This is a genomic window from Mesorhizobium sp. M0909, assembly GCF_040319515.1.
Classification (GTDB): domain Bacteria; phylum Pseudomonadota; class Alphaproteobacteria; order Rhizobiales; family Rhizobiaceae; genus Mesorhizobium.
The window spans coordinates 60,396-83,956 of the sequence record NZ_JAMYOA010000017.1 but is presented as its reverse complement, the minus strand read 5'-3'; the positions used below and the strand labels follow the sequence as shown (position 1 = coordinate 83,956).

General features: G+C 62.1%; 26 protein-coding genes and 1 pseudogene. 18 read left to right on the top strand and 9 right to left on the bottom strand.

The window, feature by feature from the left end; genetic code table 11:
• The first annotated feature begins 67 nt into the window (after window positions 1–67).
• Entirely contained in the window at window positions 68–421 is a 354-nt protein-coding gene (locus NKH83_RS23940) for a SnoaL-like domain-containing protein (protein WP_352807842.1), read from the top strand.
• Between the two features lie 91 nt (window positions 422–512).
• Here the strand turns inward: NKH83_RS23940 and NKH83_RS23935 are convergent, their stop codons facing one another.
• Window positions 513–992 (bottom strand): SRPBCC family protein, encoded by a 480-nt coding sequence (locus NKH83_RS23935; protein WP_352807869.1) that lies wholly within the window; start codon window positions 990–992, stop codon window positions 513–515.
• A gap of 2 nt (window positions 993–994) precedes the next feature.
• Window positions 995–1,345, bottom strand: a complete 351-nt coding sequence (locus NKH83_RS23930) for an ArsR/SmtB family transcription factor (RefSeq protein ID WP_254820403.1) — start codon at window positions 1,343–1,345, stop codon at window positions 995–997.
• A gap of 172 nt (window positions 1,346–1,517) precedes the next feature.
• On the opposite strand from NKH83_RS23930, the gene NKH83_RS23925 reads away from it, so the two are divergent.
• Window positions 1,518–1,871: an ArsC family reductase gene (locus NKH83_RS23925; RefSeq protein WP_254820404.1), complete on the top strand. Its 354-nt coding sequence runs from the start codon at window positions 1,518–1,520 to the stop codon at window positions 1,869–1,871.
• 61 nt (window positions 1,872–1,932) lie between these two features.
• Here NKH83_RS23925 and NKH83_RS23920 read toward each other — a convergent pair whose 3' ends face one another.
• From NKH83_RS23920 to NKH83_RS23910, 3 genes are all read right to left on the bottom strand, one after another.
• Complete coding sequence (locus NKH83_RS23920) at window positions 1,933–2,298, bottom strand: DUF488 domain-containing protein (RefSeq protein WP_352807841.1); 366 nt, start codon at window positions 2,296–2,298, stop codon at window positions 1,933–1,935.
• Window positions 2,299–2,337: 39 nt separating this feature from the next.
• Window positions 2,338–3,594 (bottom strand): aminopeptidase, encoded by a 1,257-nt coding sequence (locus NKH83_RS23915; RefSeq protein ID WP_352807840.1) that lies wholly within the window; start codon window positions 3,592–3,594, stop codon window positions 2,338–2,340.
• Window positions 3,595–3,805: 211 nt separating this feature from the next.
• Window positions 3,806–4,696, bottom strand: a complete 891-nt coding sequence (locus NKH83_RS23910) for a LysR family transcriptional regulator (protein WP_352807839.1) — start codon at window positions 4,694–4,696, stop codon at window positions 3,806–3,808.
• A gap of 151 nt (window positions 4,697–4,847) precedes the next feature.
• On the opposite strand from NKH83_RS23910, the gene NKH83_RS23905 reads away from it, so the two are divergent.
• From NKH83_RS23905 to NKH83_RS23895, 3 genes and pseudogenes are all read left to right on the top strand, one after another.
• Window positions 4,848–5,231 (top strand): DUF1330 domain-containing protein, encoded by a 384-nt coding sequence (locus tag NKH83_RS23905; RefSeq protein WP_352807838.1) that lies wholly within the window; start codon window positions 4,848–4,850, stop codon window positions 5,229–5,231.
• A gap of 101 nt (window positions 5,232–5,332) precedes the next feature.
• Window positions 5,333–6,175, top strand: coding sequence for an SDR family oxidoreductase (locus NKH83_RS23900; RefSeq protein ID WP_352807868.1), 843 nt, complete (start codon window positions 5,333–5,335; stop codon window positions 6,173–6,175).
• A 148-nt stretch (window positions 6,176–6,323) separates the two neighbouring features.
• Window positions 6,324–6,954 (top strand): annotated as a pseudogene (locus NKH83_RS23895) (IS5 family transposase).
• Here NKH83_RS23895 and NKH83_RS23890 read toward each other — a convergent pair.
• Window positions 6,944–7,864, bottom strand: coding sequence for a LysR substrate-binding domain-containing protein (locus tag NKH83_RS23890; RefSeq protein ID WP_352807837.1), 921 nt, complete (start codon window positions 7,862–7,864; stop codon window positions 6,944–6,946). The pseudogene NKH83_RS23895 and the gene NKH83_RS23890 overlap by 11 nt on opposite strands.
• A 97-nt stretch (window positions 7,865–7,961) precedes the next feature.
• Between NKH83_RS23890 and NKH83_RS23885 the strand changes: the two genes are divergently transcribed.
• From NKH83_RS23885 to sbmA, 3 genes are all read left to right on the top strand, one after another.
• Window positions 7,962–8,171 carry a hypothetical protein gene (locus tag NKH83_RS23885; RefSeq protein WP_352807836.1) on the top strand — a complete coding sequence of 70 codons (210 nt, stop codon included), beginning with the start codon at window positions 7,962–7,964 and terminating at the stop codon, window positions 8,169–8,171.
• A 111-nt stretch (window positions 8,172–8,282) separates the two neighbouring features.
• Window positions 8,283–9,437 (top strand): YbfB/YjiJ family MFS transporter, encoded by a 1,155-nt coding sequence (locus tag NKH83_RS23880; RefSeq protein WP_352807835.1) that lies wholly within the window; start codon window positions 8,283–8,285, stop codon window positions 9,435–9,437.
• A gap of 112 nt (window positions 9,438–9,549) precedes the next feature.
• On the top strand, window positions 9,550–10,827 hold the full coding sequence (gene sbmA, locus NKH83_RS23875) for a peptide antibiotic transporter SbmA (RefSeq protein WP_352807867.1): 1,278 nt from the start codon (window positions 9,550–9,552) through the stop codon (window positions 10,825–10,827).
• A 27-nt stretch (window positions 10,828–10,854) separates the two neighbouring features.
• On the opposite strand, the gene NKH83_RS23870 is transcribed toward sbmA, so the two are convergent.
• Entirely contained in the window at window positions 10,855–11,853 is a 999-nt protein-coding gene (locus NKH83_RS23870; RefSeq protein WP_502895612.1) for a polysaccharide deacetylase family protein, read from the bottom strand.
• 198 nt (window positions 11,854–12,051) lie between these two features.
• Here NKH83_RS23870 and NKH83_RS23865 point away from each other — a divergent pair, with 198 nt between their 5' ends.
• Window positions 12,052–12,717, top strand: coding sequence for a tetratricopeptide repeat protein (locus tag NKH83_RS23865; RefSeq protein WP_352807834.1), 666 nt, complete (start codon window positions 12,052–12,054; stop codon window positions 12,715–12,717).
• A 59-nt stretch (window positions 12,718–12,776) separates the two neighbouring features.
• A complete protein-coding gene (der, locus tag NKH83_RS23860) occupies window positions 12,777–14,210 on the top strand; it encodes a ribosome biogenesis GTPase Der (protein WP_352807833.1) in 1,434 nt (477 codons plus the stop codon).
• Between the two features lie 252 nt (window positions 14,211–14,462).
• Here the strand turns inward: der and NKH83_RS23855 are convergent, their stop codons facing one another.
• The gene (locus NKH83_RS23855) at window positions 14,463–15,218 is read right to left on the bottom strand and encodes an SDR family NAD(P)-dependent oxidoreductase (protein WP_352476622.1); all 756 of its coding nucleotides are present in this window, start codon (window positions 15,216–15,218) and stop codon (window positions 14,463–14,465) included.
• A 188-nt stretch (window positions 15,219–15,406) separates the two neighbouring features.
• Between NKH83_RS23855 and NKH83_RS23850 the strand changes: the two genes are divergently transcribed.
• The 6 genes from NKH83_RS23850 to NKH83_RS23825 all read left to right on the top strand — a co-directional run bounded on the left by NKH83_RS23850 (window position 15,407) and on the right by NKH83_RS23825 (window position 19,499).
• Entirely contained in the window at window positions 15,407–15,979 is a 573-nt protein-coding gene (locus NKH83_RS23850; RefSeq protein ID WP_352476623.1) for a L,D-transpeptidase, read from the top strand.
• Between the two features lie 199 nt (window positions 15,980–16,178).
• Complete coding sequence (locus tag NKH83_RS23845) at window positions 16,179–16,313, top strand: ABC transporter (RefSeq protein ID WP_254820414.1); 135 nt, start codon at window positions 16,179–16,181, stop codon at window positions 16,311–16,313.
• Window positions 16,314–16,461: 148 nt separating this feature from the next.
• On the top strand, window positions 16,462–17,034 hold the full coding sequence (locus NKH83_RS23840) for a hypothetical protein (protein ID WP_352807865.1): 573 nt from the start codon (window positions 16,462–16,464) through the stop codon (window positions 17,032–17,034).
• A 200-nt stretch (window positions 17,035–17,234) separates the two neighbouring features.
• The gene (locus tag NKH83_RS23835) at window positions 17,235–17,822 is read left to right on the top strand and encodes a protein-S-isoprenylcysteine O-methyltransferase (protein ID WP_254820426.1); all 588 of its coding nucleotides are present in this window, start codon (window positions 17,235–17,237) and stop codon (window positions 17,820–17,822) included.
• Between the two features lie 10 nt (window positions 17,823–17,832).
• Entirely contained in the window at window positions 17,833–18,612 is a 780-nt protein-coding gene (locus tag NKH83_RS23830; RefSeq protein ID WP_352801461.1) for a hypothetical protein, read from the top strand.
• Entirely contained in the window at window positions 18,609–19,499 is an 891-nt protein-coding gene (locus NKH83_RS23825; RefSeq protein WP_352807832.1) for an SDR family NAD(P)-dependent oxidoreductase, read from the top strand. The genes NKH83_RS23830 and NKH83_RS23825 overlap by 4 nt, the downstream gene beginning before the upstream one ends.
• A 363-nt stretch (window positions 19,500–19,862) precedes the next feature.
• Here NKH83_RS23825 and NKH83_RS23820 read toward each other — a convergent pair whose 3' ends face one another.
• Window positions 19,863–20,780: a LysR substrate-binding domain-containing protein gene (locus NKH83_RS23820; protein ID WP_352807831.1), complete on the bottom strand. Its 918-nt coding sequence runs from the start codon at window positions 20,778–20,780 to the stop codon at window positions 19,863–19,865.
• Window positions 20,781–20,901: 121 nt separating this feature from the next.
• Between NKH83_RS23820 and NKH83_RS23815 the strand changes: the two genes are divergently transcribed.
• Both NKH83_RS23815 and NKH83_RS23810 read left to right on the top strand, forming a co-directional pair.
• Complete coding sequence (locus NKH83_RS23815) at window positions 20,902–22,218, top strand: MFS transporter (RefSeq protein ID WP_352807830.1); 1,317 nt, start codon at window positions 20,902–20,904, stop codon at window positions 22,216–22,218.
• A 107-nt stretch (window positions 22,219–22,325) separates the two neighbouring features.
• On the top strand, window positions 22,326–23,510 hold the full coding sequence (locus tag NKH83_RS23810) for a cell wall hydrolase (RefSeq protein WP_352807829.1): 1,185 nt from the start codon (window positions 22,326–22,328) through the stop codon (window positions 23,508–23,510).
• The last annotated feature ends 51 nt before the right edge of the window (window positions 23,511–23,561 follow it).

Genomic DNA, 23,561 nt, shown 5'->3' with positions numbered 1-23,561 from the left:
CGGGATTGACGATGGCAGGCCAGCACGCGACCCGCTACTTCCAATGCGTCTTAACAGGAGGAACCCCATGACGATCACGGAAATTGCCAAGGATTTCACCGAGCTCCTCAAGCAGGGCGATCACCAAGGTGCTGCTGAGAAGTATAATGCCGACGACGTCGCCAGCTACGAAGCCATGGAGGGGCCGATGGCCGTCTCCCGTGGCAAGGACGCTCTGAAGCAAAAGAACCAGTGGTGGCAAGAGAACAACGAAGTGCATGGCGGTTCGGTCGAGGGCCCATATGTCAACGGCGACCAGTTCGCAGTGCGCTTCAAGTTTGACATAACGCCCAAAGCTACCGGCGAACGTGCCACCATAGATGAGGTTGGTCTGTACACGGTCAAGAACGGCAAGATCACCGAAGAGCGGTTCTACTATTGAGGCCGGAAATACCACCGGCTTCCGGGAGCCGCTGCAAGGTTGAACAATAAGCATGGCGGCCGGGAGGATGACCTGGCCGTCTTCGAGAGGCTCAGATCGTTTTGACATAGCCCGCCAACTGATTCGCCACCGTGCCCCAGCCGTCGTAGAAGCCCATCTCCTCGTGGCTGTTGCGCGTGGCTTCGTCGCGGTGGATGGCGGTCGCGGTGTAGCGCGTCGCCTCGCCCCGCGATTGCAGCGATATGACGGCTGTGATGAATGGGTCGCCTGACGGCCGGTAGCCTGGCAGCAGCGCATCGGTCCACACCAGCCGCTCGTCCTGGACGATCTCGAGGTAGCAGCAACGCCTGTCGTTGACTTGCCTGCCGTCGGGCGACTGCATGCGGGTGCGGAACAGGCCGCCGGGCCGCAGGTCGATCTCGCAATCGGTGATGATCCACGGCTTCGGCGTGAACCATTGGCGGACATGCTCGGGCTTCGTCAAGGCCATCCACAGCAGTTCGCGCGGCGCCTCGATCGACCGTTCGAGCACGAGGTCGAGCTTCGGATCGGGTTGGAACAACGGAGCCATGTTCATCTGTCTTTCTCCTTGAGTTTCAGCACGTAGTCGTCGAACTGGTCGAGACGGCGCTCCCACAGCGCCCGCTGCTCGGCCAGCCAGTTTTCCGCGAGCTTCAGCGGCTCCGGCGCGAGCCGGTAGGTCCTGACGCGGCCTGCCTTCTCCGAATGCACCAGCCCGCAGCCTTCCAAAACCCTGAGATGCTCGATGAAGGATGGCAGGGCCATCTCGAACGGCTGGGCAAGCTCGCTGACCGAGGCGGGGCTTCGGTTCAGTCGCTCGACCACGCGTCGCCGGGTCGGATCGGCGAGCGCCCGGAAAATGCCGTCGACGGGCGGGGGGCTTTCGGTCTGCAGGCTCGTCATAGTCGTTTCCTTGCCTCGGCCATTCCGTGTGACCAGAGCTAGCTTAGAAACACTTAGGGAAATTCCTTACTATTGGCAAGGGCGAAAATCATGGATGCCTGGCAAGCCGCTGGAAAACTGAGAGGTGCGGTTTTAGGGTGCCGTCAGATTCGACCGGCCCGAGGATTCGTTTTTGACGATCACCATGTATGGCATCACCAATTGCGACACGATCAAGAAGGCCCGTTCCTGGCTGGCGAGCCATGATGTTGCCTATCGCTTTCATGACTACAGGGTCGACGGGCTGGATGCGGATCGGCTGAACGGCTGGTCAGGCAAGGTCGGTTGGGAAATTCTGCTCAACAAGGCGAGCACGACGTTTCGCGAACTGTCGGAGGAGGACAGGATGGGCCTGGATGAAAGGAAGGCCAAGGCGCTGATGCTGGCAAAGCCGACGATGATCAAGCGTCCGGTGCTGGAACTTGGCGATAGGATTCTCGTCGGGTTCAAGCCCGATGTTTATCAGCAGGCGGTTGGCGGGAAGTAGAACCGACCGACCGCCATCCGTCGCGCCCCCCTCTGTCCTGCCGGCATGAATATCGATCGTATCAGACGCTTGTGGTTTTCCCATGCAAATAGCTTGCCAGCGCGACCGCATTATTATGGGCCTCGTCATGCGCGCCGTAGAGCAGCGTCACCTTGCCCTCACGCAGCAAGGCGCGCAGTTCCGCCACCGCCTCGCCGTTCCGGTCGAGCTCATCGCTGTATCGCCGCTGGAACTCCGCCCAGCGCGCCGGCTCATGGCCAAACCATTTGCGCAACGCGTCGCTTGGCGCGATGTCCCTCAGCCATAGCGTCAGCGCCGCGTCCTGCTTGGCGATGCCGCGCGGCCATATGCGATCCACCAGCACCCGCTGCCCGTCATCGGGCGCCGGCGGCTCATAGATGCGCTTGACCGCGAGTTCCATTGCCAACCCCGCATGCGTCACAGGCGCGGCTGCGTGCTGGTGCTCTTAAACCCACTCGCCCTTGCGCATCACCGGCACGCGGCTGCTGTCCTTGTGGACGCCGTCTACATCGATCTTGTCCGAACCGATCATCCAGTCGATGTGGATGAAACTCTTGTTGCCGCCGTGCGCCGCGATCTCGTCCTGGCTGAGCGAGGCGCCGTCGACAAAGCACTTCGAGTAGCACTGGCCAAGCGCGATGTGGCAGGCGGCGTTCTCGTCGAACAGCGTGTTGAAAAACAGCAGCCCGCTCTTGGCGATCGGCGAGGAGTGCGGCACCAGCGCCACCTCGCCGAGACGGCGCGAGCCTTCGTCCGTATCGAGCACCTTCTGCAGCACATCCTCACCTTTCGAGGCCTTGGCCTCGACGATGCGGCCCGCCTCGAAACGCACCGCAATGCCGTCGATCAGCGTGCCCTGGTAGGACAGAGGCTTTGTACTCGTGACATGACCTTCGACGCGCCTTGCATGCGGCGTGGTGAAAACCTCTTCGGTCGGGATGTTCGGGTTGCAGGTGATGCCGTTCTTGGCGGTCGAGGCGCCGCCCATCCACTCGTGGCCGTCGGCCAGCCCGACGGTCAGGTCGGTGCCGGGGCCGGTGAAATGCAGTGCGTGGAAATTGTGGCCGTTCAGCCATTCGGTGCGGCTCTTCAACGCCGCATTGTGCGCCGTCCAGTTGCCGATCGGGTCTTCGACGTCCACCCGCGAGGCGGCAAAGATCGCGTCGGCGAGCTTGGCTACGGCGACGTCTTCGGCATCGTCCGGGAAAACCTGCTTGGCCCACGCCTGATCAGGATAAGCCACAATGTTCCAGTTGATGTCGAAGCCGGTGATCTTCTCCAGCGCCGGCTGATAGGCCATCGAATTCGCCTTGTTGGCACGCGCCACCTTTGCCGGGTCCTGAGAAGAAAGCAGCGAGGGATCCTCGCCGCGCACGGCAAGCCTCGCCGCATTGTTGGCGAAGGCTTTTGCCATGCCTTCATAGAGCCAGCCGGCGGCGCGGTCGAAACCGGCGTCGGCGCCGTAGCGGAAGCGCGCGAGAGTGATCTCGTCGTCGTTGAAGATCGGCGTCACCAGGCCGGCACCTGCCTTGTAGGCGTGCTCGACGATCCGCCGCGTCAGAGGCAGCGCGGCGATAGACGAGGTCAGCACCAGATCCTGACCCGGCTGCAATTGCAGCCCGACCTTGACGGCGACCTCCGCCAGCCTGTCGAGCTTCACCGGGTCGATGGTTGCGGAAACGCCGCGCGAATGTGTGGTCATGATCCTGCCTGCCGTGATTGGGGACTGTGTCTTACATAGACCGGCGCTACCGACCTTTCCACTCTGATGACGCCGGCAGCCCTAGGCCGTGAACTCATAAATTGGGGAAGACTGGGATCGGTGGGAAACGGACGCTCCGGACTTCCTGTACTGGGCGGCTTGGATAGGTGCCATGGTCGTCGAGGTCTGACGACCCTTATTTCAACCGCACTCAGTCGCGGTAGCGCAGCGTTTCCAGCACGAGTGCGAAAGCCGGCGAGTGTTGGCGCCGGCTTGGATAATACAGGTGATATCCCGGCCGGAGGGGGCACCAGTCCTCAAGAACACGCACTAGGCGACCCTCTTCAAGAGGGTAGGCCACCAGATCCTCGGGCAGATAGGCGAGCCCGAATCCCTCAAGGCTGGCCTGACGGATCATCGCGAGGGTGTTGAACGCGGCGTGTCCTTGAACGCGCACCTTCAACTCCCGCCCCTGCTTGCGAAACTCCCACGGTGCAAAGCCGCCTGTGGGCAGTCGCAGGGGTATGCACGCATGATCGGCAAGGTCTTCAGGAGTGACCGGACGGGAGCGGCTTACGAAGTATGAAGGCGCTACAACAACCCCCATGCGGAAGTCTGGCCCAATCCGCGCCGAGATCATGTCCTTGTCCACCTGTTCGCCAAGCCGTACACCCGCGTCGAAGCGATCGGCCGCAATGTCTGCTAAGCCGTAGTCATGGATAATCTCGACCCTGATGTCGGGATAGTCGCGCATGAGCCCGACCATGGCAGGCCAGATGATGGTCTCGCCGGCATGCTCCACGGTGGTGATCCGGACTGTGCCGGCCGGCTTGTCGCGCAGGGCGCTGAGGGCGGCAATCTCGCTTGCAATCTCATCGAACTTGGGAGCGATGCTTCGAAACAGGCGATCCCCCGCTTCGGTGAGCGAGACGCTGCGGGTCGTGCGGGTCAGCAGCCTAACGCCGAGGCGCTCTTCCATCGTCCGGATCGAATAGCTCAGAGCCGACTGCGACAGGCCGAGCATGGCGGCCGCCTTCGTGAAGCTGCGCTCGCGGGCGACGGCGATGAAGGTCAGGAAGTCATCCAGACTGTCGCGACGCATTCATCAATCCCATTTCTAAGCCCATGCAGATTATACCATCTAATTGCATGCCGCTAAAGGAGCTAACTTCCTGACTCAAGGCCAGACGGTCCACCGGAGCAACTCTCCGCCCAATGCCTACCGTCCAACTGGCCCACTGAAGGAGAACAAAATGAAGAAGGTAATCGTCGGCGCGCTCGCCGCCCTCACCATGATCGTGAGCCCGGCCGCCTTTGCTCAGGAAGCGACGGGCGCCGCCCCCCGCGCCTACATGATCGGCAGCTATGACATCAAGGATCAGGCGGTGTTTCAGCAGTACATCGAAGCCGCCTCGCCGCTCGTCACCAAGTATGGCGGCCGCGTGATCGTATACAATCCCAATGTCACTGCCATCGAAGGAAGCTCGAGATCGGTGATCGCCGTCGCCGAGTTCCCGAGCCTTGCTGACGCCCAGCGCTACTACGACTCGCCGGAATACACGGCGGCCCGGCAGTTTTTCACCAACTCGACCGAAGGATTTCGCATCATCACCGAAGGCGCCGGCCTTCCGCAGTGACGCAGTCCGCTGGCGGATGGATACCAGCATGGCGTCAGTCCCTGCTGGCCATCGCGTCCGAATTCGAGGCCGAGCTGCGGCCTAGAGAACAGGAGCCCAATATGAGTGTTTGGTTCATCACCGGCGCAGGCCGGGGCCTCGGTCTGGATATCGCCAAGGCCGCGTTGGCGGCGGGCCACAAGGTGGTGGCAACCGGCCGCAACACGGAAAAGGTCGCAAGGGCCGTGGGAAAGTCCGAGAACCTCCTTATTGTCAAGCTGGACGTGACGAGCGCGGCCGACGCCGAAGCCGCTGCCCATGCCACGCTTGACCGGTTTGGCCGCATCGACGTGCTGGTCAACAATGCGGCGAGTTTCTTTGCCGGGTACTTCGAAGAGTTGACCGCCGAACAGATGCAACTGCAGCTCAGCACCAGCCTCGTCGGTCCCATGAACGTGACGCGGGCCTTTCTGCCAGCGATGCGCAACCAGCGGTCCGGCAGGGTCATTTCGATCTCCTCGACGGCCGGGCTAATGGGTTTCGAGTTCTGCACGGCCTATTCAGCCTCGAAGTTCGGCCTCGACGGCTGGATGGAGGCGCTGCAGACCGAAGTCGTGCCGTTCGGCATCGAGACGATGATCGTGAACCCCGGCTTCTTCCGCACCGAGCTTCTCACGGAAGAGTCAACCAACTATGCCGCGCCTTCCGTTGAGGACTACCATGAGCGGCGGACGGCGCAGATCGCCTTCTGGCGTTCTCAGAACGGCAAGCAGGGGGGTGATCCCGCCAAGCTTGCGCGCGCCCTAATCACGCTCACGGCTGAGGACGTGCTGCCCCAGCGTTTCCTTGCCGGTGCCGACGCCATTGCCACGGCAGAGCAGAAGATTGCCATTCTGCAGCAGCAGATCGATGCCTATCGCGAGCTCTCGAGTTCCCTCGCCATCGACGAGGGTGCTGGCGGCTGAAACCCAATGGCACTGCAATTCCGAGGTGAAGACTTCGTGGCTGCGGCACTCCCAAGACCACCTGTGAATTGATCAAATACGTCCGCTAAGAGGTCGATTGTCGACTGGCGGCTTTCCTATTGCAGGGGAATCTGATTCCAGACTCTGCATGAGCCGATATGACCTGACCGACTTCGAATGGCACGTGATCAAGCCACTTTTGCCCAAAAGGCCACGAGGTGTGCCGCGTGTCGATGATCGGCGCGTGCTATCACCAAAGTCCATGACGGCAAGGTGCAGATGATCGACACCTCTATTGTTCCCGTCCATCAGCAGGGCGCGACGGCAAAAAAGGGGATCGAGATCATTGTCTCGGTCGTTCCCGAGGCGGGCTGACAACCAAAATCCATGCTCTTGTCGGCGCCAAAGGCATGCCGATCAAACTGATGCTCACGGCAGGTCAGATGAGTGACATTACCTCGGCCGCGGACCTGATCACGGATTTGCCGGAGGGTGCCATGCTACTCGCCGACAAGGGCTATGATGCCGACGCCTTGCGCAATGCGGTCAGCGAGCGAAAAGCATGGGCCAACATCCCGCCCAAGGCCAACCGCAAGGACCCGATCTGCTTCAGCCCCTTCTTGTATAAGGCCCGCAACTTAGTTGAGCGCTTCTTCAACAAAGCGAAGCAATTCGGCCGCATCGCAACCCGCTACGACAAGCTGGCCGAGAACTATCTTACCGCGCTCAAACTCGTCGCAATCCGCATCTGGCTACGCGGTAATGAGTCTACGTCCTAGCTGGCCCTCTCGAGCGATCTGACTGCGCCATCGTCGCCTCGATCTCTTCGCGCACCCAGATCTTGAAATCCCTGACCTTGCGGCTTTCGCCCTTGCTGGCCGAAGTCACCAGCCAATAGCCGAGGCCGCTCTGCGCGCGTACGCCGAACGGCGCGACGAGCCGGCCGTCGGCCAGTGCGTCGGCGGCCAGCAACTGCCAGCCGAGCATGACGCCGTGACCGGCAATCGCCGATTCCAGGCACAGCATCGGATCGGTGAAGCGCGCCCCCTTCATGAAGGTGACCGGCTCCACCCCCGCCGCTTCGAACCAGCTCTCCCAGCTGATCATCGACCTTTCGTCGGTGATCGCACAGGTCAAAGCAAGGTCCTCGATCGATTTCAGCTTGCTGGCGATCGCCGGTGCACAGACCGGAAACACCTCCTGCGCCAGCAGCAATTCGGCCCGCCCGCCCGGCCACTTGCCGTCGCCGAGCCGGATGGCGACGTCGATGTCCGAACGATCGAGATCGGCAAGCCGCACCGAGGCATCGATGCGCAGGAGCACGTTCGGATGGCGGGCAAAATGCCGTGACAGCCGCGGCAGCAGCCATTTCGAGGCGAAGGCCGGCGCCACCGAAACCACCAGCGTGCACTCCGAGCTTTCGTCGGCAAGCGCTACCGCCTGTGCGAGCTCGCGGAAGCCTGCGCTGAGCCGCGCGGTAAAGACGGTGCCGAATTCCGTGGCCACCAGGCCAGCTGGCGTTCGTTCGAACAATGCCCGGCCGAGCTGCTTTTCGGTCCGGTTGATCTGCTGGCTGACGGCGCTGACCGAGACGTTGAGCTCGCCGGCCGCCGCCGCAAGCGAGCCCAGGCGCGCGACGGCCTCGACGGCGCGTAAGCCGTTGAGATGGACACGGTTCAGCATAGCCATACAGTTTTTCTAAACTGGAGCGGCGGAAATCTCAATTGCCAGACACTGCCGAACGGCGGATTTTAAGTGGGTTACTCAAAGTGAGGAGGCAAATCCGATGAAGATTTTATCATGGCTCGGCGCCTTTTCCCCGATCGGGATGCAGCCACACCGGCATGACAGCGAGGCCATCAATTGGGTGACCGATCCGCTGGCGCATCCGCTCCTCGATACCATGTCGGAGCGCGAACTCGCCGACATGCCGTTCAGGCTGACTGCGCGTCGCACTCGCTTCGAGACGGCCTCGACAAGAACCTGCTGCGGTTGAGTCTCCTGAAGAAGCACCTTAGGCGAGCCAACCGCCGACGCGGCTGCGCAACCTTCTGGCCCAACAAAAGGCGGATTGTCTCACCGGCAGGCGCACCTATTGTGCACCGCGATGAACATCGCTTCGCCTTTGCGCCTCGCAATCGCCGGCATGATTGCCCTGGCCGTTGCCATGGGCATCGGCCGCTTCGTCTATACGCCGATCCTGCCCGGCATGATGGAAGAGCTTCGCCTGTCGCCGGCCGATGCCGGCTGGATCGCATCGGCCAATTATCTCGGCTATCTCATCGGCGCGCTTGCCGCCACCGGCGGCTGGGCGCAAGGCCGCGAGCGCCAGCTGATGCTGGCCGGCCTTGCCGCCACTGCGATCCTCGCCGGGCTGATGGGCCTGAGCGGCACGATGGCCGCCTTTCTCCTCATCCGCTTTCTTGCCGGCGTTGCAAGCGCCTTTGTCCTGGTCTTCATGACCAGCATCGTTTTCGGCCACCTCGCCGCGGCCGGTCGAAACGACCTGCAGGCGCTGCATTTCGGCGGTGTCGGCCTCGGCATCGCGGCGTCCTCGGCGCTGTTGGCAGTCCTCGTCACCGAACATGCCGGCTGGGCGGCGGGCTGGCTGTGGTCGGCGGTGATTTCGGCCTGCGGCTTTGCCGCCGTCGCCTTGCTGGCCGGCGGCACCTCGGCCGCGAACAGCGCCACCGGGAGCGAGCCGGCCTTGCCGAAAAACCGCTCGCTGGTGAAGATCATTGTCGCCTACGGCCTGTTCGGCTTCGGCTACATCGTCACGGCGACGTTCCTGGTTGCCATCGTCCGGCAGGGCGGCGGCGGCCGCGTCTTCGAGGCTGTGGTCTGGATGGTCACCGGCCTTGCCGGTTTCCCGTCGGTCTGGCTGTGGCAGAAGCTTACGGCCAGGACCGGGCTCTATGCCACCTACGCGCTGGGGTGCCTGGTCGAGGTGGTCGGCGTCAGCGCCAGTGTCGTCATGGGCGGGCGCACCGGGCCGCTGCTCGGTGGCCTTCTTGTCGGCGGCACCTTCATCGCCATCACCGCGCTTGGCCTGCAGGCCGGCAGGCAGCTTGCTCCGCAAGCACCACGCCGGATGCTGGCGGTGATGACAGCCGCCTTCGGCCTCGGCCAGATCATTGGCCCGATCGTCGCCGGACTGCTCGCGCAGGCCTCGGGTAACTTTTTCCTTGCCTCGATCGTGGCCGCCGCCGTCCTGCTCGCTTCCGGCGCGATCGCCTGGTCGGCTGCGCCAAAATCGCCATGATTATGGTCTTGCTCGGCGCCGGGCACCGGGCACGGCATTTTCTTTCCCACTAATGTGTGACTTTATGCCCGCTGAACCCACTGATTGCGCATCGACCGAGGATTTTCCCACAGTGTTTGTATCGTTTTTTCCGCAGCCGAAGCTGTTTTTCACCTCGGCGGCCGTCTGGAGCCTTCTGCTCGTTGTTCTTTGGTTTTTCGGCGGCGAACACCTCGGCACGATGCTTGGCATGCCGCCAGTCGATCCGCAGGCCGCGCCTGTCATAAGCCCAGTGAGATTCCTGACGCCGTCATTCCTCTGGTTCTACGGATATTTCTTCGCCGGTATCGGCATATTTTACCTTTTTTGGGCGCTGTACGCCCCCCATCCCTGGCAGAACTGGTCGATCCTTGGTTCTGGTTTGGTTGTTTTTGTCACTAATTTCATCGTCCAGATAAGTGTGGCGCTGAACGATTGGCGTGGCATGTTCTACGACATGGTGCAGAGGGCCCTGACCACGCCCAGCTCCGTCACGCCTGCCGAGCTTTACTACGGAGTGTGGCAGTTCCTCTCTTTGGCGCTGGTCTATATGACCATCGCGGTTTTGAACGTCTTCTTCGTCAGGCACTATGTCTTCCGCTGGCGGACGGCCATGAACGACTATTTTACCGCCTATTGGCCGAGGCTACGTCATATCGAAGGAGCGTCGCAGCGCGTTCAGGACGACACGATGCGCTTCTCGAGCACAATGCAAGGGCTGGGAGTGAACTTCATCGATTCCGTTATGACCCTCATCGCATTCCTGCCCTTGCTGGCAGCTCTGTCTCGTCATGTCCCAACCCTTCCCATCGTCGGAGCGATTCCCTATCCGCTGGTCATCGCCGCAATCGTTTGGTCGTTGTTCGGCACTGGGTTGTTGGCCGTGGTCGGGGTCAAGCTTCCTGGCCTGGAATTTCGGAATCAACGGGTTGAAGCCGCTCTGCGCAAGGAACTTGTCCTTGGTGAGGACGATATGGCAAGAGCGCAACCGCCAACCCTAGCTGAGCTGTTCGCGAATGTTCGGAAGAACTATTTCACCCTCTACGCTCATTATGTCTACTTCGACATGGTCCGGTATCTCTATCTCCAGGTAGACAATGTTTTCGCCACACTTATTCTTGTTCCGACTCTCGCTGTAGGCAAGATAAGCTTCGGCATTTTTCAGCAGGTCGTCTCCGCCTTTTCCCAAGTCGCCAGTTCGTTCCAGTATCTCGTCAATTCCTGGCCTACTATCGTCGAGTTGATTTCTATCTACAAACGTCTGCGCGCGTTCGAAGCGACCCTTGAAGGGGCACCGCTGCCGGTAATCGATCAGCACTATCTGGAACGGGAGCAAGCTGGCCTGCGCCCTGAGGATCAGCCAGCAAGCTAAGAAAATCGGGCGGGCGAGCGCTTCCGCTCAGCCGCCCACCGCCGCCTGCCGTTCGCCTCGCCGCGCGACATAATCGCGAAAACTGATGCACTCGACGTCCGCTTTGACGCAGACCTCGCCGGCAAAGCGTTCCAGCGCGTTCCAGTAGGCGCCGTCGTTCATCAGCGTGAAGTGGAAGCCGAGCTCAAGCGGAATGCGCTTGCCCTGGTATTGCGCATCGAAGGCGGCGCGGAACGCGTGATAGGTTCGATCGGCGAACTCTTCTGCCATGCTCGGCCGCTCGAAGCCGCCGGAATGCCTGACATAGAGATTGTAGTCCATGGCGATCACCCGCCTTGAGCTCGGCCCTTCCGGGATCTGCGGCAGCGAAAAGCGCGTGATGCCGTTGATGGTCGGCGGCTCGACCGGTCCGCGCGAGACGCCGCTTGCGTCGAGCAAGAAACCGGCCGCGGGCAGCACCTCGTAAAGCGCCTTGTTTGCCGACAGATAAGGCGCGCGGAACCCGACCACCGCCTTGCGCGCGAAATCGCGCCATCCCTTTGGTTCGGGTGCGATGCCGTTGATCGAATAGGCGTTTTCGAGAATATGCTTGAACGAGCCGAACTCGCTCAGCCAGTCGGCGTTGCTCCAGTCCTTGCCGTCGAAATGGCCGCAGCCATGGCTGCCGATATCGTGGCCTTCGGAGGCGGCAAGGTTGATCTGCTCGAGCCGCTCGGCGACTTCCTGTTTGGAAGCGGCGAAGCCGATATTCGATTTGCCTTCTGTCTTGCCTGGCGCGGTGTATTCCTTGCGCGTCTCGGGCGATAACAGGAACACGCAGGAGACGAAATAGGTGAAATGCGCACCTGTGCGTGCGGCCAGCTCCCGGCTCCGCTGCCACTGCGAAATGTCGCGGGCGCTGTCGAACGAGATGATGACGATCTGCTTCGGTTTTGCCGGCGGCGCCGGCGGGTCGGCAAAAGCCGCGCCGGCGGCAAGCGACGCGAGCGAAAACGCAATAACGCTGGACAAACGGGGCAAAGGCATCTGACTTGATTAGGGAATGTAGAAGCACCGCCTACCGGCGAAATGTGGCGTGGGTACGATCGACCTTTTCGGTCGCTGCTCCCGGTAACTGCCTCATGAATGGGCGATTTTCCTGCCGAACCCCTTCCATGCCGGCAAAATTTCGCTAAAACGCGGGCTCATCAACCGCCCCGGCCGGGGCATGAATGGTTTTGATCCATGTCGGACGACAGTTTTATCCGCGAAGTCAACGAAGAGATTCGTCGCGATCAGGCGCATGCGCTGTGGGACCGTTTCGGTCCCGCCGTGCTTGTGCTGGCCGTGCTGGTGGTGCTCGGCACGGCTGCTGTCGTCGGCTACCGCTATTGGGATGAGACCCGCGCCAACCGCTCTGGGGATGCCTTCTCGCAAGCGCTAAAGCTTGCCAATGAGGGCAAGAACGACGAGGCGCTTGCCGCTCTGGAGGGGCTTGAGAAGGACGGCTACGGCGCCTATCCGCTGCTCGCCCGCATGCGTGCGGCAACCGTCAAGGCGGACAAGGGCGACGTCGATGCCGCCGTCAAGGATTTCGACGAGGTCGCCGCCGACACCAAGATCCCCTCCGGCATTCGCGACATGGCGCGGCTCAGGGCAGCGCTGCTCCTGGTCGACCATGGCACTTTCGCCGATGTCTCCAGCCGCGTCGAGGCGCTCACCGCCGACACCAACACGCTGCGCCATACGGCGCGCGAGGCGCTTGGCCTTGCCGCCTGGAAGGAAGGCAAGGCGGCGGATGCATTGAAGCTGTTCGACCAGATCGCCGCGGATGACGGCGCCCCGCGCAACACGCGAGAGCGGGCGACACTGATGTCCGAGCTGATCCGCGGCTCGGGCGGTGTATCGTAATGCATGTCGCCCAAAAGTGCGCAGCGGTTTTGGGGCAACGACATGCATAGCAGGGCCGGATGACCTTCAAAGTCGCCATCATCGGCCGGCCTAACGTCGGCAAATCGACCCTTTTCAATCGGCTGGTGGGAAGGAAGCTGGCGCTTGTCGACGACACGCCCGGCGTCACCCGCGATCGACGCGTCCATGCCGCAAAGCTCTACGATCTGCATTTCGACGTCATCGACACCGCCGGTTTCGAGGATGCGGCCGCCTCGACGCTGCCCGGCCGCATGCGCGCCCAGACCGAGATCGCCATCCGCGAGGCCGACCTGATCTTTTTCACGATCGACGCCAAGTCCGGGCTGATGCCCGACGACAAGACTTTCGCCGAGATCGTGCGCAAGTCCGGCAAGCCGGTTGTCGTCGTCGCCAACAAGGCCGAGGCGCGCGGCGCCCAGGGCGGCATGCTGGAGGCATGGGAACTCGGCCTTGGCGAGCCGATCCCGGTCTCGGCCGAACATGGCCAGGGCCTGCCCGATTTGCGCGATGCGGTGATCGCCGCACTGGGCGAGGCGCGCGCCTTCGGCGAGGACGAAGAGGCTGGCGAGGAGGAGATCGCCGCCAGCGAGGTGCTGATCGGCGAAGACATCACCGACCCGGACGCCGAGCCGAGCTATGACGATACCAAGCCGATGCGCATCGCCGTCGTCGGCCGTCCCAACGCCGGCAAGTCGACGCTGATCAACGCGCTGATCGGCGAGGAGCGGCTGCTGACCGGCCCTGAGGCCGGCATCACTCGCGATTCCATCTCGGTCGACTGGGACTGGCATGGCCGCCGGCTAAAACTGTTCGATACCGCCGGTATGCGCCGCAAGGCCAGGATCCACGAAAAGCTCGAGGTGATGTCGGTGCAGGACGGCTTGCGCGCCATCCGCTTTGCCGAGATCGTCATCATCGTGCTCGACGCGACTATTCCCTTCGAGAAGCAGGATCTGCAGATCGCCGACCTGATCATCCGCGAGGGCCGTGCCCCGGTGATCGCCTTCAACAAATGGGACCTTGTCGATCATCCCCAGGAGCTGCTGGCCGAGCTGCGCGAGAAAACCGAGCGGCTTCTTCCACAGGCGCGCGGCATGCAGGCGGTGCCGGTGTCAGCCGAGACCGGGCGCGGGCTCGACAAGCTGATGGATGCTGTCATCAGGACGCATCGAGTTTGGAACAGCCGTGTCTCAACCGGCAAGCTCAACCGCTGGCTGGAGGGCATCCTGGCGCATCATCCGCCGCCCGCCGTCGCCGGGCGTAGGCTGAAGATCAAATATGTCACGCAGGCCAAGACGCGGCCGCCCGGCTTCGTCGTCTCCTGCTCACGCCCCGATGCGATGCCGCAATCCTATGTCCGCTATCTCTCGAACAGCCTGCGCGAGGCTTTCGACATGCCCGGCGTGCCGATCCGCATCGCCTTGCGCACCTCGGACAACCCGTTCGCCAGCAGGGCAAAGAAGCGCCGCTGAGCTGCGGGTCCTCTGGGCGCCAGCATCAGGCTACGCTCCGCAGGCCGCTCGCGGGCAGCGCCTGCACATTTTCGGGGAGGCGATTCCACCGACACCTGCAGCAGGATGTTGGCAAGTCGCGCCGCCGCCGGGTCTGGCTCGGCCTTCCTTGCGATGCGGGAACAGCGCCATCTCAGGCAGTGCGGGCAGCCCGGCGATCTCCGGCGTCATCGCCCTGACGCTGGCCGGCGCGAGTGGGGGCCGCCTCTGCACCTAATGGGCGGTGTAAGCTCCGTCCACCAGATGGTAGCTGCCAGTGATAAAGCTGGCCTGGTCGGACAAGAGGAAGCATACAAGAGCCGCTACCTCTTCCGGTTTCCCGCGCCTGCCCATCGGCTGAAGACCTGCCATGCGCCGGCTGGCTAATGCCTCCATTTGCTCCGATAAAAGAGGCGTTTCGATCCAGCCGGGGCCGACGACATTGATCCGGATGCCCATCCTCGCATATTCAATCGCCGCAACCTTGGTTAATCCAACGACCCCGTGTTTCGCTGCCGTGTAAGCGGACGCAGTTGGCAAGCCGACGGAACCGAGAACGGAGGACATGTTCACGATGGCGCCTCCGCCTCGATCCAGCATCGCGGCGATTTCGTACTTCATGCTGTAGAAAACGCCATTTAGATTGACGTTTATCAGCTTGTGCCAGTTGTCGAGCGGATAGTCTGCCGTGGCTTTTCGAATGCCGTCGATACCTGCATTGTTTACCGCCATATCCAGTCCGCCGCATTTCTGGACAGTGAACTCGATCAGCTTTTCCACGGCTGCCGCATCCGTGACATCTACCGCAAAGTCGTAGGCCCTGCCGCCTTGCGAGCTTATTTCGGCGGCTCTGCAGTGCGCGGCCTCGGCATCAAGGTCGGCGACAACAATCTCGGCTCCTTCTTGCGCGAGTTGCCGTGAAACAGCCGCCCCTATTCCGGAGCCTGCGCCGGTCACAATCGCGACTTTACCATGGAAGTCAGGCTTCATCGTCTCTGTCCTATGCCAATTTTGACATAACCGAACAGAGGCAGACGGTTATCGCAAGAAGTTTCGCTCCAATTCGCTTGTCAATCCTGTGAATTCATTTTGCCATCACAAAGCGAGACTTGGCCCGCAGGCCTTGGAATGGTAGAGACGAGGGCGGCGGTAGATGACCAGTTTCCTAGCAGGTACAAATGGAAGAACACCACATTGCGCGCCGGGGGCTCGTGCTGGGTAGTCTGGCTCTGATGGTCTCCGGATGTACGTCGATTTCATCCGCGTTCGGACCAAGGCTTGGCCTGAATCCTCGTTACCGACGGCAGCATGTGCGGTACGACGGAAACGAGCCGGCCGGAACGATCGTCGTCGATACTTCGCAACGTTTTCTCTATGCCGTCGAGACGGACGGGTGGGCGACGCGCTACGGCGTCGGCGTCGGCGAGCAGGGACTTTCGTTCAAGGGTACAGCGACCGTCGGCCGCAAGGCGGACTGGCCGTCGTGGACACCCACCGCCAGCATGATGCAGCGCAAGCCGCGCCTGGTGAAGTATGCAGGGGGGGTCCCTGGCGGACCAAACAACCCGCTTGGTGCGCGTGCCCTTTATCTCTATCAAGACGGGCGCGACACCCACTTCCGGATACATGGTACAAACGAGCCATGGACGATAGGCACAGCGGTATCGAACGGGTGCATCCGTATGATAAATGACGACGTCATTGACCTCTACGACCGTACTCCTTTGGGCACGACGGTGGTGGTTGTTTGATGGTGGGCAGGCCTGATCTCCGTTGGATGGTGAACCCTGCCAGCACGTCACCGCAAAGGTGCCGCCGGCAACTGGATGCCAACTGTGTCATTTCTGCACTAGGCGTTGGTGTAGATCGCAGCTAACTTGGTGGGGCTGCATATCGTTTTAGTTGTGGCGATTCTATAGGCTATTCCGCCCCCGGGGAAAGGATTGCTTGATGAACAGGATATTGGTTGCAATGGTTGCTGTGCTCGCCGTTGCCAGCCTGAGCGGCTGCGCGAACGACTGGATCGGCAAAGGAAAGGGTAAGGCTCCGGCACCCGCTCCGGTAGAGGAACCAGTGATTAAGTAAGGACCGGCTTGTATGGGGAAGGGGTGCCAAGCCCTTCCCCATACATACGCAGCCGGGGCTTTGGCCGGCTTCATAGCGTACGGCGCGGTTGGCGGGCATAGGCCGTTATTAGGTCTGTGCATTGTGAAGTTCGGGAATGGACGCGGCGATGACGCTTGTAAGTAGCCGTCTCTTGCTTGTGGCGTTGGTGGCCCTCCCGGCAGCGGCATGTCAGACGAAAGACCTGCCGCCCCAGCCGAATTTCGTATCTTATGCCGATGGCGGAGCTGCGCCTAAAAAAAACGACGAGCGGTACTTCATCGAGTTCCGCTCCCGCTACGCCCTAAGCTACGGCCACACCTACGCAGTTTTTGGGCGCCTGGACCGGGCCGGGAGAATGATCGATCCCCAAGTCGCGGGCCTTCATCCGGCTTCGAACAGTGCGGTTCCCTATGTTCTGGGCCATATCGTGCCGGTGCCAGCCGAAACCGGGTGGAGCGACGGTGATCTGGAAGAACCATACAGATCCGCAAGCTGGCAAATCATATTGACCCGGGCCGAATACGACAAAGTCGTTGCCTACATCCGCAAGCTGCAGGCGAGCTCGCATGTCTGGCAGGCGACGGTCTTGAACTGCAACGGCTTCGTGGCGGACATCGCTCATTCCATGGGATATAAGACTCCCGCCATTCAGCTCCGGCCGCAACAATTCATAACCAAGCTTCGGGAGATGAATACATAACCAAGATTCGAGGGATGAATGGGACCGAATGCGATCGGTACTGCCCCTCCGGCTTTCGCGTGTGCGGACTAACTCGGAGAGGATCGCTGCGCCTGAAGGTAGGCCGGTGACGAAATCGAGGCGATGGGTGAAGTGGCCATACTCAGGGGCAGCTGCTACAGTCGCGATCGCAGAAAGGGCGCTGGTGACCTGAAGTGACCATTGCTTTAGCCTCACTTGGCGAGATCATATGGGTGATCGGCATCGTCGCTTGGTACGTGATCCGGTATCCCTTCGAGCGCCGGGCAAGGCGCGTGCGAATAGTAGCTGGCGGCCGCTCAAGTTCCGACACCGTCGGGCTTGCATCGGCTCTCCTTGGCCTGGCGATCCTGCCTGGCTTCTATGTCGCCACCGGCATCCCCGCAGCGGCTGATCATCCGGCCAGCGTGTGGTCGGTGGCGCTCGGAACCATCATCTTCTGCTCGGCGCTGTGGATTTTTCGCTTATCCCACAAGGAACTTGGCCGTAACTGGTCGATTACGCTCGAGATTCGCGAACGGCATGAACTGGTCAGCGCCGGGCCATACGCCTTGGTCCGTCACCCTATGTACACCTCTTTCCTGCTTATGGGGCTCGGCCAGCTCTTTCTGCTGCCGAACTGGGTTGCGGGCATATCGGGTTTGGTTGGTTTCGCAGTCCTTTTCCTGCTGAGAGTGGATAAGGAAGAGCGTATGATGCTGGAGAATTTAGGCTCGCAATACCGTGTCTATATGGAAAGGACCAAGCGAATATTCCCTTATCTTTATTAGAGGTCGTTTTATGCGAGGCCGAGCCCTCAAGCTTTCCGCGCCCCGGCGCCTTGTTGGCGACCTGATGAGGTTTTCGATCGGCGTGCCACGGGTCGCGGTGCAGCGTCAGATGAATCTCGGCCCACTCGTAAGGGCTAGAATGGCGCAGCAGACCAGGCCCTCGTGGACCGCGATCTTCCTGAAAGGGTATGCGCTTCTTGCCCTAGAGACCCCGGAGTTGCGGCGCGCCTATGTCAAGTTGCCCTGGCCGCAGCTTTACGAGTATCCGGCAAGCGTAGCCTCGATTGCCCACGAACGCGAATATGATGGCGAGCCGGCCGTTCTGCTGAGCTGCATCAAATGCCCGGAGCGCTACTCCATCACGGAACTTGAGCGATCCATCCACGCGGCTCGATCACGGCCGATCCAGGAGGTCCCGGAGTTTCGGCGTGCCTTGCGCATGGCAGGTGCGCCCGCGCCAGTCAGGTGGCTGCTTATGTGGCTAGGGTTGAACATCGCCCGGCAAAGGGCAAATTACTTCGGTACCTTCCAACTGTCCGTCTATTCTGGTCTCGGTGCGGAATCACTCAACCCGCTGACACCACTGACCACCCTTCTAAACTACGGTCCGATCGGCAAAGACGGATCGGTGAATGTCCGCATCCACTACGATCACCGGGTCATGGATGGAGCGAACGTCGCACGAGCACTGGAGAGATTCGAAAAGATTCTGAACGGCACTGTCGCCAATGAAGTGGTGCTGCTCGGTCAAGGTGTTTCCGCTCCTGCAAGACAGAGGAACGCGACGTGATTTCGCACTGTGAATTCCGGCCAGCTATCGTCGTGATTGGCGGTTCGGGTGGAATTGGCCGGGCGATTGCGAGCGTCGCTGCAAGGGAGCGCGGTGCGGTTGTGCTGGTTGCCCGCTCGCCTGAGGGTTTGGCCGCCGCGGCGTCTGAGGTTAGGGAGGCCGGCGGCGAGGCATTTACGCTCGAGTTGGATCTCGTGGCAGGCGATGCGCCAACGCGCCTGGAGGGCTTTCTGTCCGCACACGGCCTGGTCTGTGATGTCCTGGTCAACAGCGCCGGCTATGGCCTGCGGGGCGCGACGACGGCGCTGCCTATTGATGGTCAACTCGGCATCATCGATCTCAATATACATTCCCTCACAGAACTGACCCTTCATTTTCTGCCGGGAATGGTAGCGCGCCGACGGGGCGGGGTGCTCAATCTCAGTTCCTTGGCCGGGTTCGTTCCCGGGCCTTATATGGCTCTGTACTTCGCTAGCAAAGCTTTCGTGCGCTTCTTCTCAGAGGCGCTTCACCAGGAATTGCGCCGAACCGGTGTGACGGTCACATGCGTTGCACCAGGCCCGGTGTCCACGGAGTTTCTCGCAAGATCAGGCGCCAATCAGACGGTGCTCTTCAACATCTTGCCCAAGGTGGATCCGAAGTATGTGGCCGAACAGGCGTGGCGAGCGTTCAAATCCGGTCGTCGCCTCGTCGTACCGGGAATCTCGGGCAAGTTGGCTGCCCTAGCGGCAGCGCTCCTGCCTTCCGCGGCGCTGCTGCCCCTGGTCGGCCGGCTGCAGCGCGGCGGCAATGATCAATGTCCTTGCGGTTCAGGTATGAAGTTCAAGAAATGCTGCGGTACCCGCCAGATTCAGCTACGCCGGGGCCCTCGGGGAATTATCCCCTGAACCGGACCAGCACGTCACCGAAAAACCTCATTGAAACAAGAGACCGCTCGCCGATGACGGGCGTTAGGTAAGCATGTTGGTAGCATAGAGGCGGCTTTCGACATGCCCGGCGCGCCGATCCGCATCGCTTGCGCACCTGGAACACCTGTTCGCCGGCCGGGGGAGATTGGCCGTTCCCTCCGCTTTTAGCCAATCTCCGACGCCGAAAGACGGGTGGGACGGCGAAGCTGCCAACCTCCCCCTCGTGCGGCCCTCGAGGGGGAGATATCCGGCAGGACAGAGGGGCGCGAGGGATCGCCAGCATTACTGCTTCTTCGACCGACTAAGTTATGGAGCGCCTGCGGCCCTTTCGGCTCGTCTGCGCTAAGCCGCTTTCCTCAGACCATCCGCGTCGCCACTTCCCGGCAACGCTTCCAGCGCCGCCTGCAGCAGGATGTCGCCAAGCCGCGCCGCTATCGGATCGGGCTCGGCCTCCTTGCGATGCAGGAACAGCGCCATCTTGGGCAAGGCGGGAAGCCCGGCGATCTCCGGCGTCATCGCCCTGACGCTGGCCGGCAGGCCGATATCGGTGCGGATCGTCAGTCCGAGCCCGGCGGCGACGGCTGCCCAGATGCCGCCAAGGCTCGGGCTGGAGAAGGCCATCCGCCATGCCAGGCCGGCGCGGTCCAGCGTCTCGGTCGCCACGCTGCGCAGCAGGCACGGCGCTTCGAGCGCCACCAGCGGCAACGGCTCGCCATCGCGCAGGCAGGTCTCGATCTGTTTTGCCGGGCCGATCCAGCGCATCTGGACGTCGGCGACATGCCGGCCGTAGGGCAGCGTCGCGCCATTGTGCCAGGCAAGCGCGATATCGAGGCTGCCCGAAATGATCCTTTCGGCAAGCTCATGGCTGCGTGCGATCCTGGCCTCGATCTTGACCTTGGGATGGGCGCGGGCGAAGCGCCCGAGCACCTCCGGCAGCACCGCCTCGCCGAAATCCTCCTGTAGCCCAAGCCGTACCCAACCCTCCAGCTCGACATCGTGGATGGCGGACGCGGCCTCGTCATTGAGCTCGATCAGCCGGCGCGCGTAGCCGAGCATGGTCTCGCCCGCGTCCGTCAGCGCCAGGCCACGCCCAGATTTGCGGAAGATCGGCGTCGCCGCCTGCTCCTCCAGCTTCTTTAATTGCGCACTGATTGCCGAGGTCGAGCGGCCGAGCCGGTCGGCGGCCTTGGCGAAGCTGCCCAGCTCCATGCCGGCAACGAAGCTGCGCAGAACGTCGAGATCGAATGTCACGCGTCGCATAGCAATAATCCTGATATTTGGGACGTTAACTGAAAAACTTCCTGATATTCAGTACGAAGTTATGGCGGTAGAGACAGCGCGTCAAGAACCGAACGCAACCAGCCCATGCAGGAGCTGAACCATGTCCGCTGTCGCCATACGAGCAGATTGCAAACCGCGTCGCCCGGCCGCCGTTACCACGCTGTCAGAGGCGGCGGTGCTTCGACCCAATCATCGCTGGAAGGTGCTGGGTATCGGCGTCGCCGCCAACGCCTGCTTCTCCGCGACCTTCTCCGGCATTCCGGCCACGGCGGTGTTCCTACGCTCGGGCTATCATCTCTCCAATGGCGAGCTCGGTCTGGCGCTTGGCCTTCTCGGCTTGGGCGTGGCGCTGAGCGAGTTGCCGTGGGGGCTGCTGACCGATCGCTGGGGCGACCGCCGCGTGCTGCTGACCGGGCTCGGCGCAACCGCGGTGTGGCTGCTCGTCATGGCCGCGCTGGTCGTGCCGTCACCAACCCAAATTCCCGGCGTCGCGCTTCTCGCCGCTGCCCTGCTGGTCACCGGATTGCTCGGCGGCAGCGTCAACGGCTCCAGCGGCCGCTCCATCATGGCCTGGTTCGGCGAAGGCGAGCGTGGCTTTGCCATGAGCATCAGGCAGACGGCGGTGCCGCTTGGCGGCGGGCTTGGCGCGCTGGTGCTGCCGCTCGCTTCGGCCCATGGCTTCACGGCGGTCTTCGGACTTCTGGCGGCTGCATCCGCCGTCTCGACCTCACTCGCCTGGCGCTGGCTGCATCAGCCGCCGGCGCACGACGATGCCCATTCGAGCAGCGCGGCAAAGCCGGCCGGCCCCGCGCCGCTGCGCAACCCGGCCGTCTGGCGCATCGCGACAGCCATCGGCCTGCTGTGCTTCCCACAGGTGGCCGTGCTCACCTTTGCTTCCGTCTTCCTGCATGATTTTGCCGGCATGGGAACAGCCGTGATCAGCGCCAGCCTGGCTGCCGTGCAGGTCGGCGCCATGGTCATGCGCGTCTGGAGCGGCCGCTACACCGACCGTCACCGCAACCGCCGGTCGTTCCTGCGTCTGTGCAGCATGCTGAGCGTGGCCGCCTTCACCGTGCTTGCGGCGCTCGTCTTGTTTTCGGCCCAACTCTTGTCAGGCCAAGCGCCGATGCTGTCGCTGGCGATCGTTGCGATGCTCGTCGTGGCCGGCATCTGCGTCTCCTCCTGGCATGGCGTCGCCTACACCGAGCTTGCGACGCTGGCCGGCGCCAGCCAGGCCGGAACGGCGCTCGGCCTTGCCAACAGCCTGGTCTTCATCGCCTTCTTCCTGGTGCCGATCGCCATTCCCGGGCTTCTCGTGCTCTGCTCGTGGGCAGGCGTCTGGCTGGGTGCGGCTATTTGCGCGCTGATCGCCTGGCCGATCTTTCTTCCGCCAACGGGCAGCCGCAAAAGCGCCTGACTTCGACACGAGATGGGAAAACAAGGTTCTAAGCTGTTAACGCCCCATCAAGGTTAATGCATCATTGTAGCTCTCCAGTGGGGTCCGTTGCGTTTCTGGAGAGTTCCGTGCATCGACGTGTTTTGACGCGGCTTGTCGCCGCCGCCGGTGAGAAAAAGCGTTCCTTCCTGTCTCCGTTTATTATTGGCCTTGGCATCTGGATCGGCTTTCCGAGTGTCGTTGCCTATCAGGACATGACAAGCCTGGTCTCCGGTCTTGAGGCGCCGAGCGTCCGCTGGAACGCCTATGTCGAGAAATCCGTCGCCGGCTCCGTTCACGCCGCCGAAATGCCCTTCCTCGATTCCAGCAGCACCGGCTCGCTCTCCGGCTCCGGCGTCCAACTGCCCGGCATCGGCTCCGTCTCGTTTCGCGGCAAGGGCGGCATCGCCGGCACGTCGCCGGACGAGAACCGTATCACGCGTGCCGACAAGAAGGGCCGCATCATCCAGGTCTCGCCCGTCTCGCCACCGAAGAACTTCAACGCCGGCTCGATCTTCGAGCGAACCTCCTCGCTGCTCCGCCCCAGCATGGACAGCGGCCTGAGGATGGCCTTCGCCAAGCCCGAGATCAAAGGCAAGGAAATCCAGATCGCGGCCTCCTTCCACACGCGCGTCGACAAGAAGCCGGATTCCGGCGTGCCGGCGATGCTTGCCGCGCTGGTCAACAACGATCATCCCGACGTGCTGGCGACCGCCTATGCCTCGTCGGCCCCCGATTACGCCAAGGCGTCGCCTTTCGAGGCCTTGCTGCAGGACGAGGACCCGAACGATGGCCGCTTCATTCCGCCGCTGAGCAAGGGCGATCATTCTTGGATGCAGACGCCGCTGCCGGCGAGCGTCTTTTCCAAACCGGAGCAGGCCTGTCTCGCCAACGGCATCTATTTCGAAGCGCGCGGCGAGTCCGTGCGCGGCCAGGCCGCCGTCGCCCAGGTCATCCTCAACCGTGTCCGCAACCCGGCCTATCCGAACTCGATCTGCGGCGTCGTCTACCAGAACGACAACTGGTTCAACCGCTGTCAGTTTTCCTTCGCCTGCGACGGCAGGAAGAAGCGGATCGACAACCCCGCTGCCTACAAGACCGCCCAGGATGTCGCCATGGCCGTGACAGCCGGCAAGATCTTCATTCCGGAAGTCGGCTCGTCGACCCATTATTACGCCAACTACGTCCATCCGGGCTGGGCGCGGACGATGCAGAAAATGACCAGGATCGGCCTGCATATCTTCTACCGCACCTATGGCGGCGGCTGGAGCTAAGCGCTCTGGCGGCCCTTGCATCTTTCCCGCGAGAGCGGCCGATGGAAGACG

Excerpts from the sequence above, each read along its gene's own strand:
- NKH83_RS23820 (WP_352807831.1), bottom strand. The coding sequence starts at position 20,780 with ATGCGACGCGTGACATTCGATCTCGACGTTCTGCGCAGCTTCGTTGCC.
- NKH83_RS23900 (WP_352807868.1), top strand. The coding sequence starts at position 5,333 with ATGAGTGTTTGGTTCATCACCGGCGCAGGCCGGGGCCTCGGTCTGGAT.
- NKH83_RS23935 (WP_352807869.1), bottom strand. The coding sequence starts at position 992 with ATGGCTCCGTTGTTCCAACCCGATCCGAAGCTCGACCTCGTGCTCGAA.
- der (WP_352807833.1), top strand. The coding sequence starts at position 12,777 with ATGACCTTCAAAGTCGCCATCATCGGCCGGCCTAACGTCGGCAAATCG.
- NKH83_RS23880 (WP_352807835.1), top strand. The coding sequence starts at position 8,283 with ATGAACATCGCTTCGCCTTTGCGCCTCGCAATCGCCGGCATGATTGCC.
- NKH83_RS23855 (WP_352476622.1), bottom strand. The coding sequence starts at position 15,218 with ATGAAGCCTGACTTCCATGGTAAAGTCGCGATTGTGACCGGCGCAGGC.
- NKH83_RS23940 (WP_352807842.1), top strand. The coding sequence starts at position 68 with ATGACGATCACGGAAATTGCCAAGGATTTCACCGAGCTCCTCAAGCAG.
- NKH83_RS23865 (WP_352807834.1), top strand. The coding sequence starts at position 12,052 with ATGTCGGACGACAGTTTTATCCGCGAAGTCAACGAAGAGATTCGTCGC.
- NKH83_RS23850 (WP_352476623.1), top strand. The coding sequence starts at position 15,407 with ATGGAAGAACACCACATTGCGCGCCGGGGGCTCGTGCTGGGTAGTCTG.
- NKH83_RS23840 (WP_352807865.1), top strand. The coding sequence starts at position 16,462 with ATGACGCTTGTAAGTAGCCGTCTCTTGCTTGTGGCGTTGGTGGCCCTC.
- NKH83_RS23845 (WP_254820414.1), top strand. The coding sequence starts at position 16,179 with ATGAACAGGATATTGGTTGCAATGGTTGCTGTGCTCGCCGTTGCCAGC.
- NKH83_RS23815 (WP_352807830.1), top strand. The coding sequence starts at position 20,902 with ATGTCCGCTGTCGCCATACGAGCAGATTGCAAACCGCGTCGCCCGGCC.
- NKH83_RS23905 (WP_352807838.1), top strand. The coding sequence starts at position 4,848 with ATGAAGAAGGTAATCGTCGGCGCGCTCGCCGCCCTCACCATGATCGTG.
- NKH83_RS23910 (WP_352807839.1), bottom strand. The coding sequence starts at position 4,696 with ATGCGTCGCGACAGTCTGGATGACTTCCTGACCTTCATCGCCGTCGCC.
- NKH83_RS23930 (WP_254820403.1), bottom strand. The coding sequence starts at position 1,345 with ATGACGAGCCTGCAGACCGAAAGCCCCCCGCCCGTCGACGGCATTTTC.
- NKH83_RS23885 (WP_352807836.1), top strand. The coding sequence starts at position 7,962 with ATGAAGATTTTATCATGGCTCGGCGCCTTTTCCCCGATCGGGATGCAG.
- NKH83_RS23890 (WP_352807837.1), bottom strand. The coding sequence starts at position 7,864 with ATGGCTATGCTGAACCGTGTCCATCTCAACGGCTTACGCGCCGTCGAG.
- NKH83_RS23870 (WP_502895612.1), bottom strand. The coding sequence starts at position 11,853 with ATGCCTTTGCCCCGTTTGTCCAGCGTTATTGCGTTTTCGCTCGCGTCG.
- NKH83_RS23915 (WP_352807840.1), bottom strand. The coding sequence starts at position 3,594 with ATGACCACACATTCGCGCGGCGTTTCCGCAACCATCGACCCGGTGAAG.
- NKH83_RS23830 (WP_352801461.1), top strand. The coding sequence starts at position 17,833 with ATGCGAGGCCGAGCCCTCAAGCTTTCCGCGCCCCGGCGCCTTGTTGGC.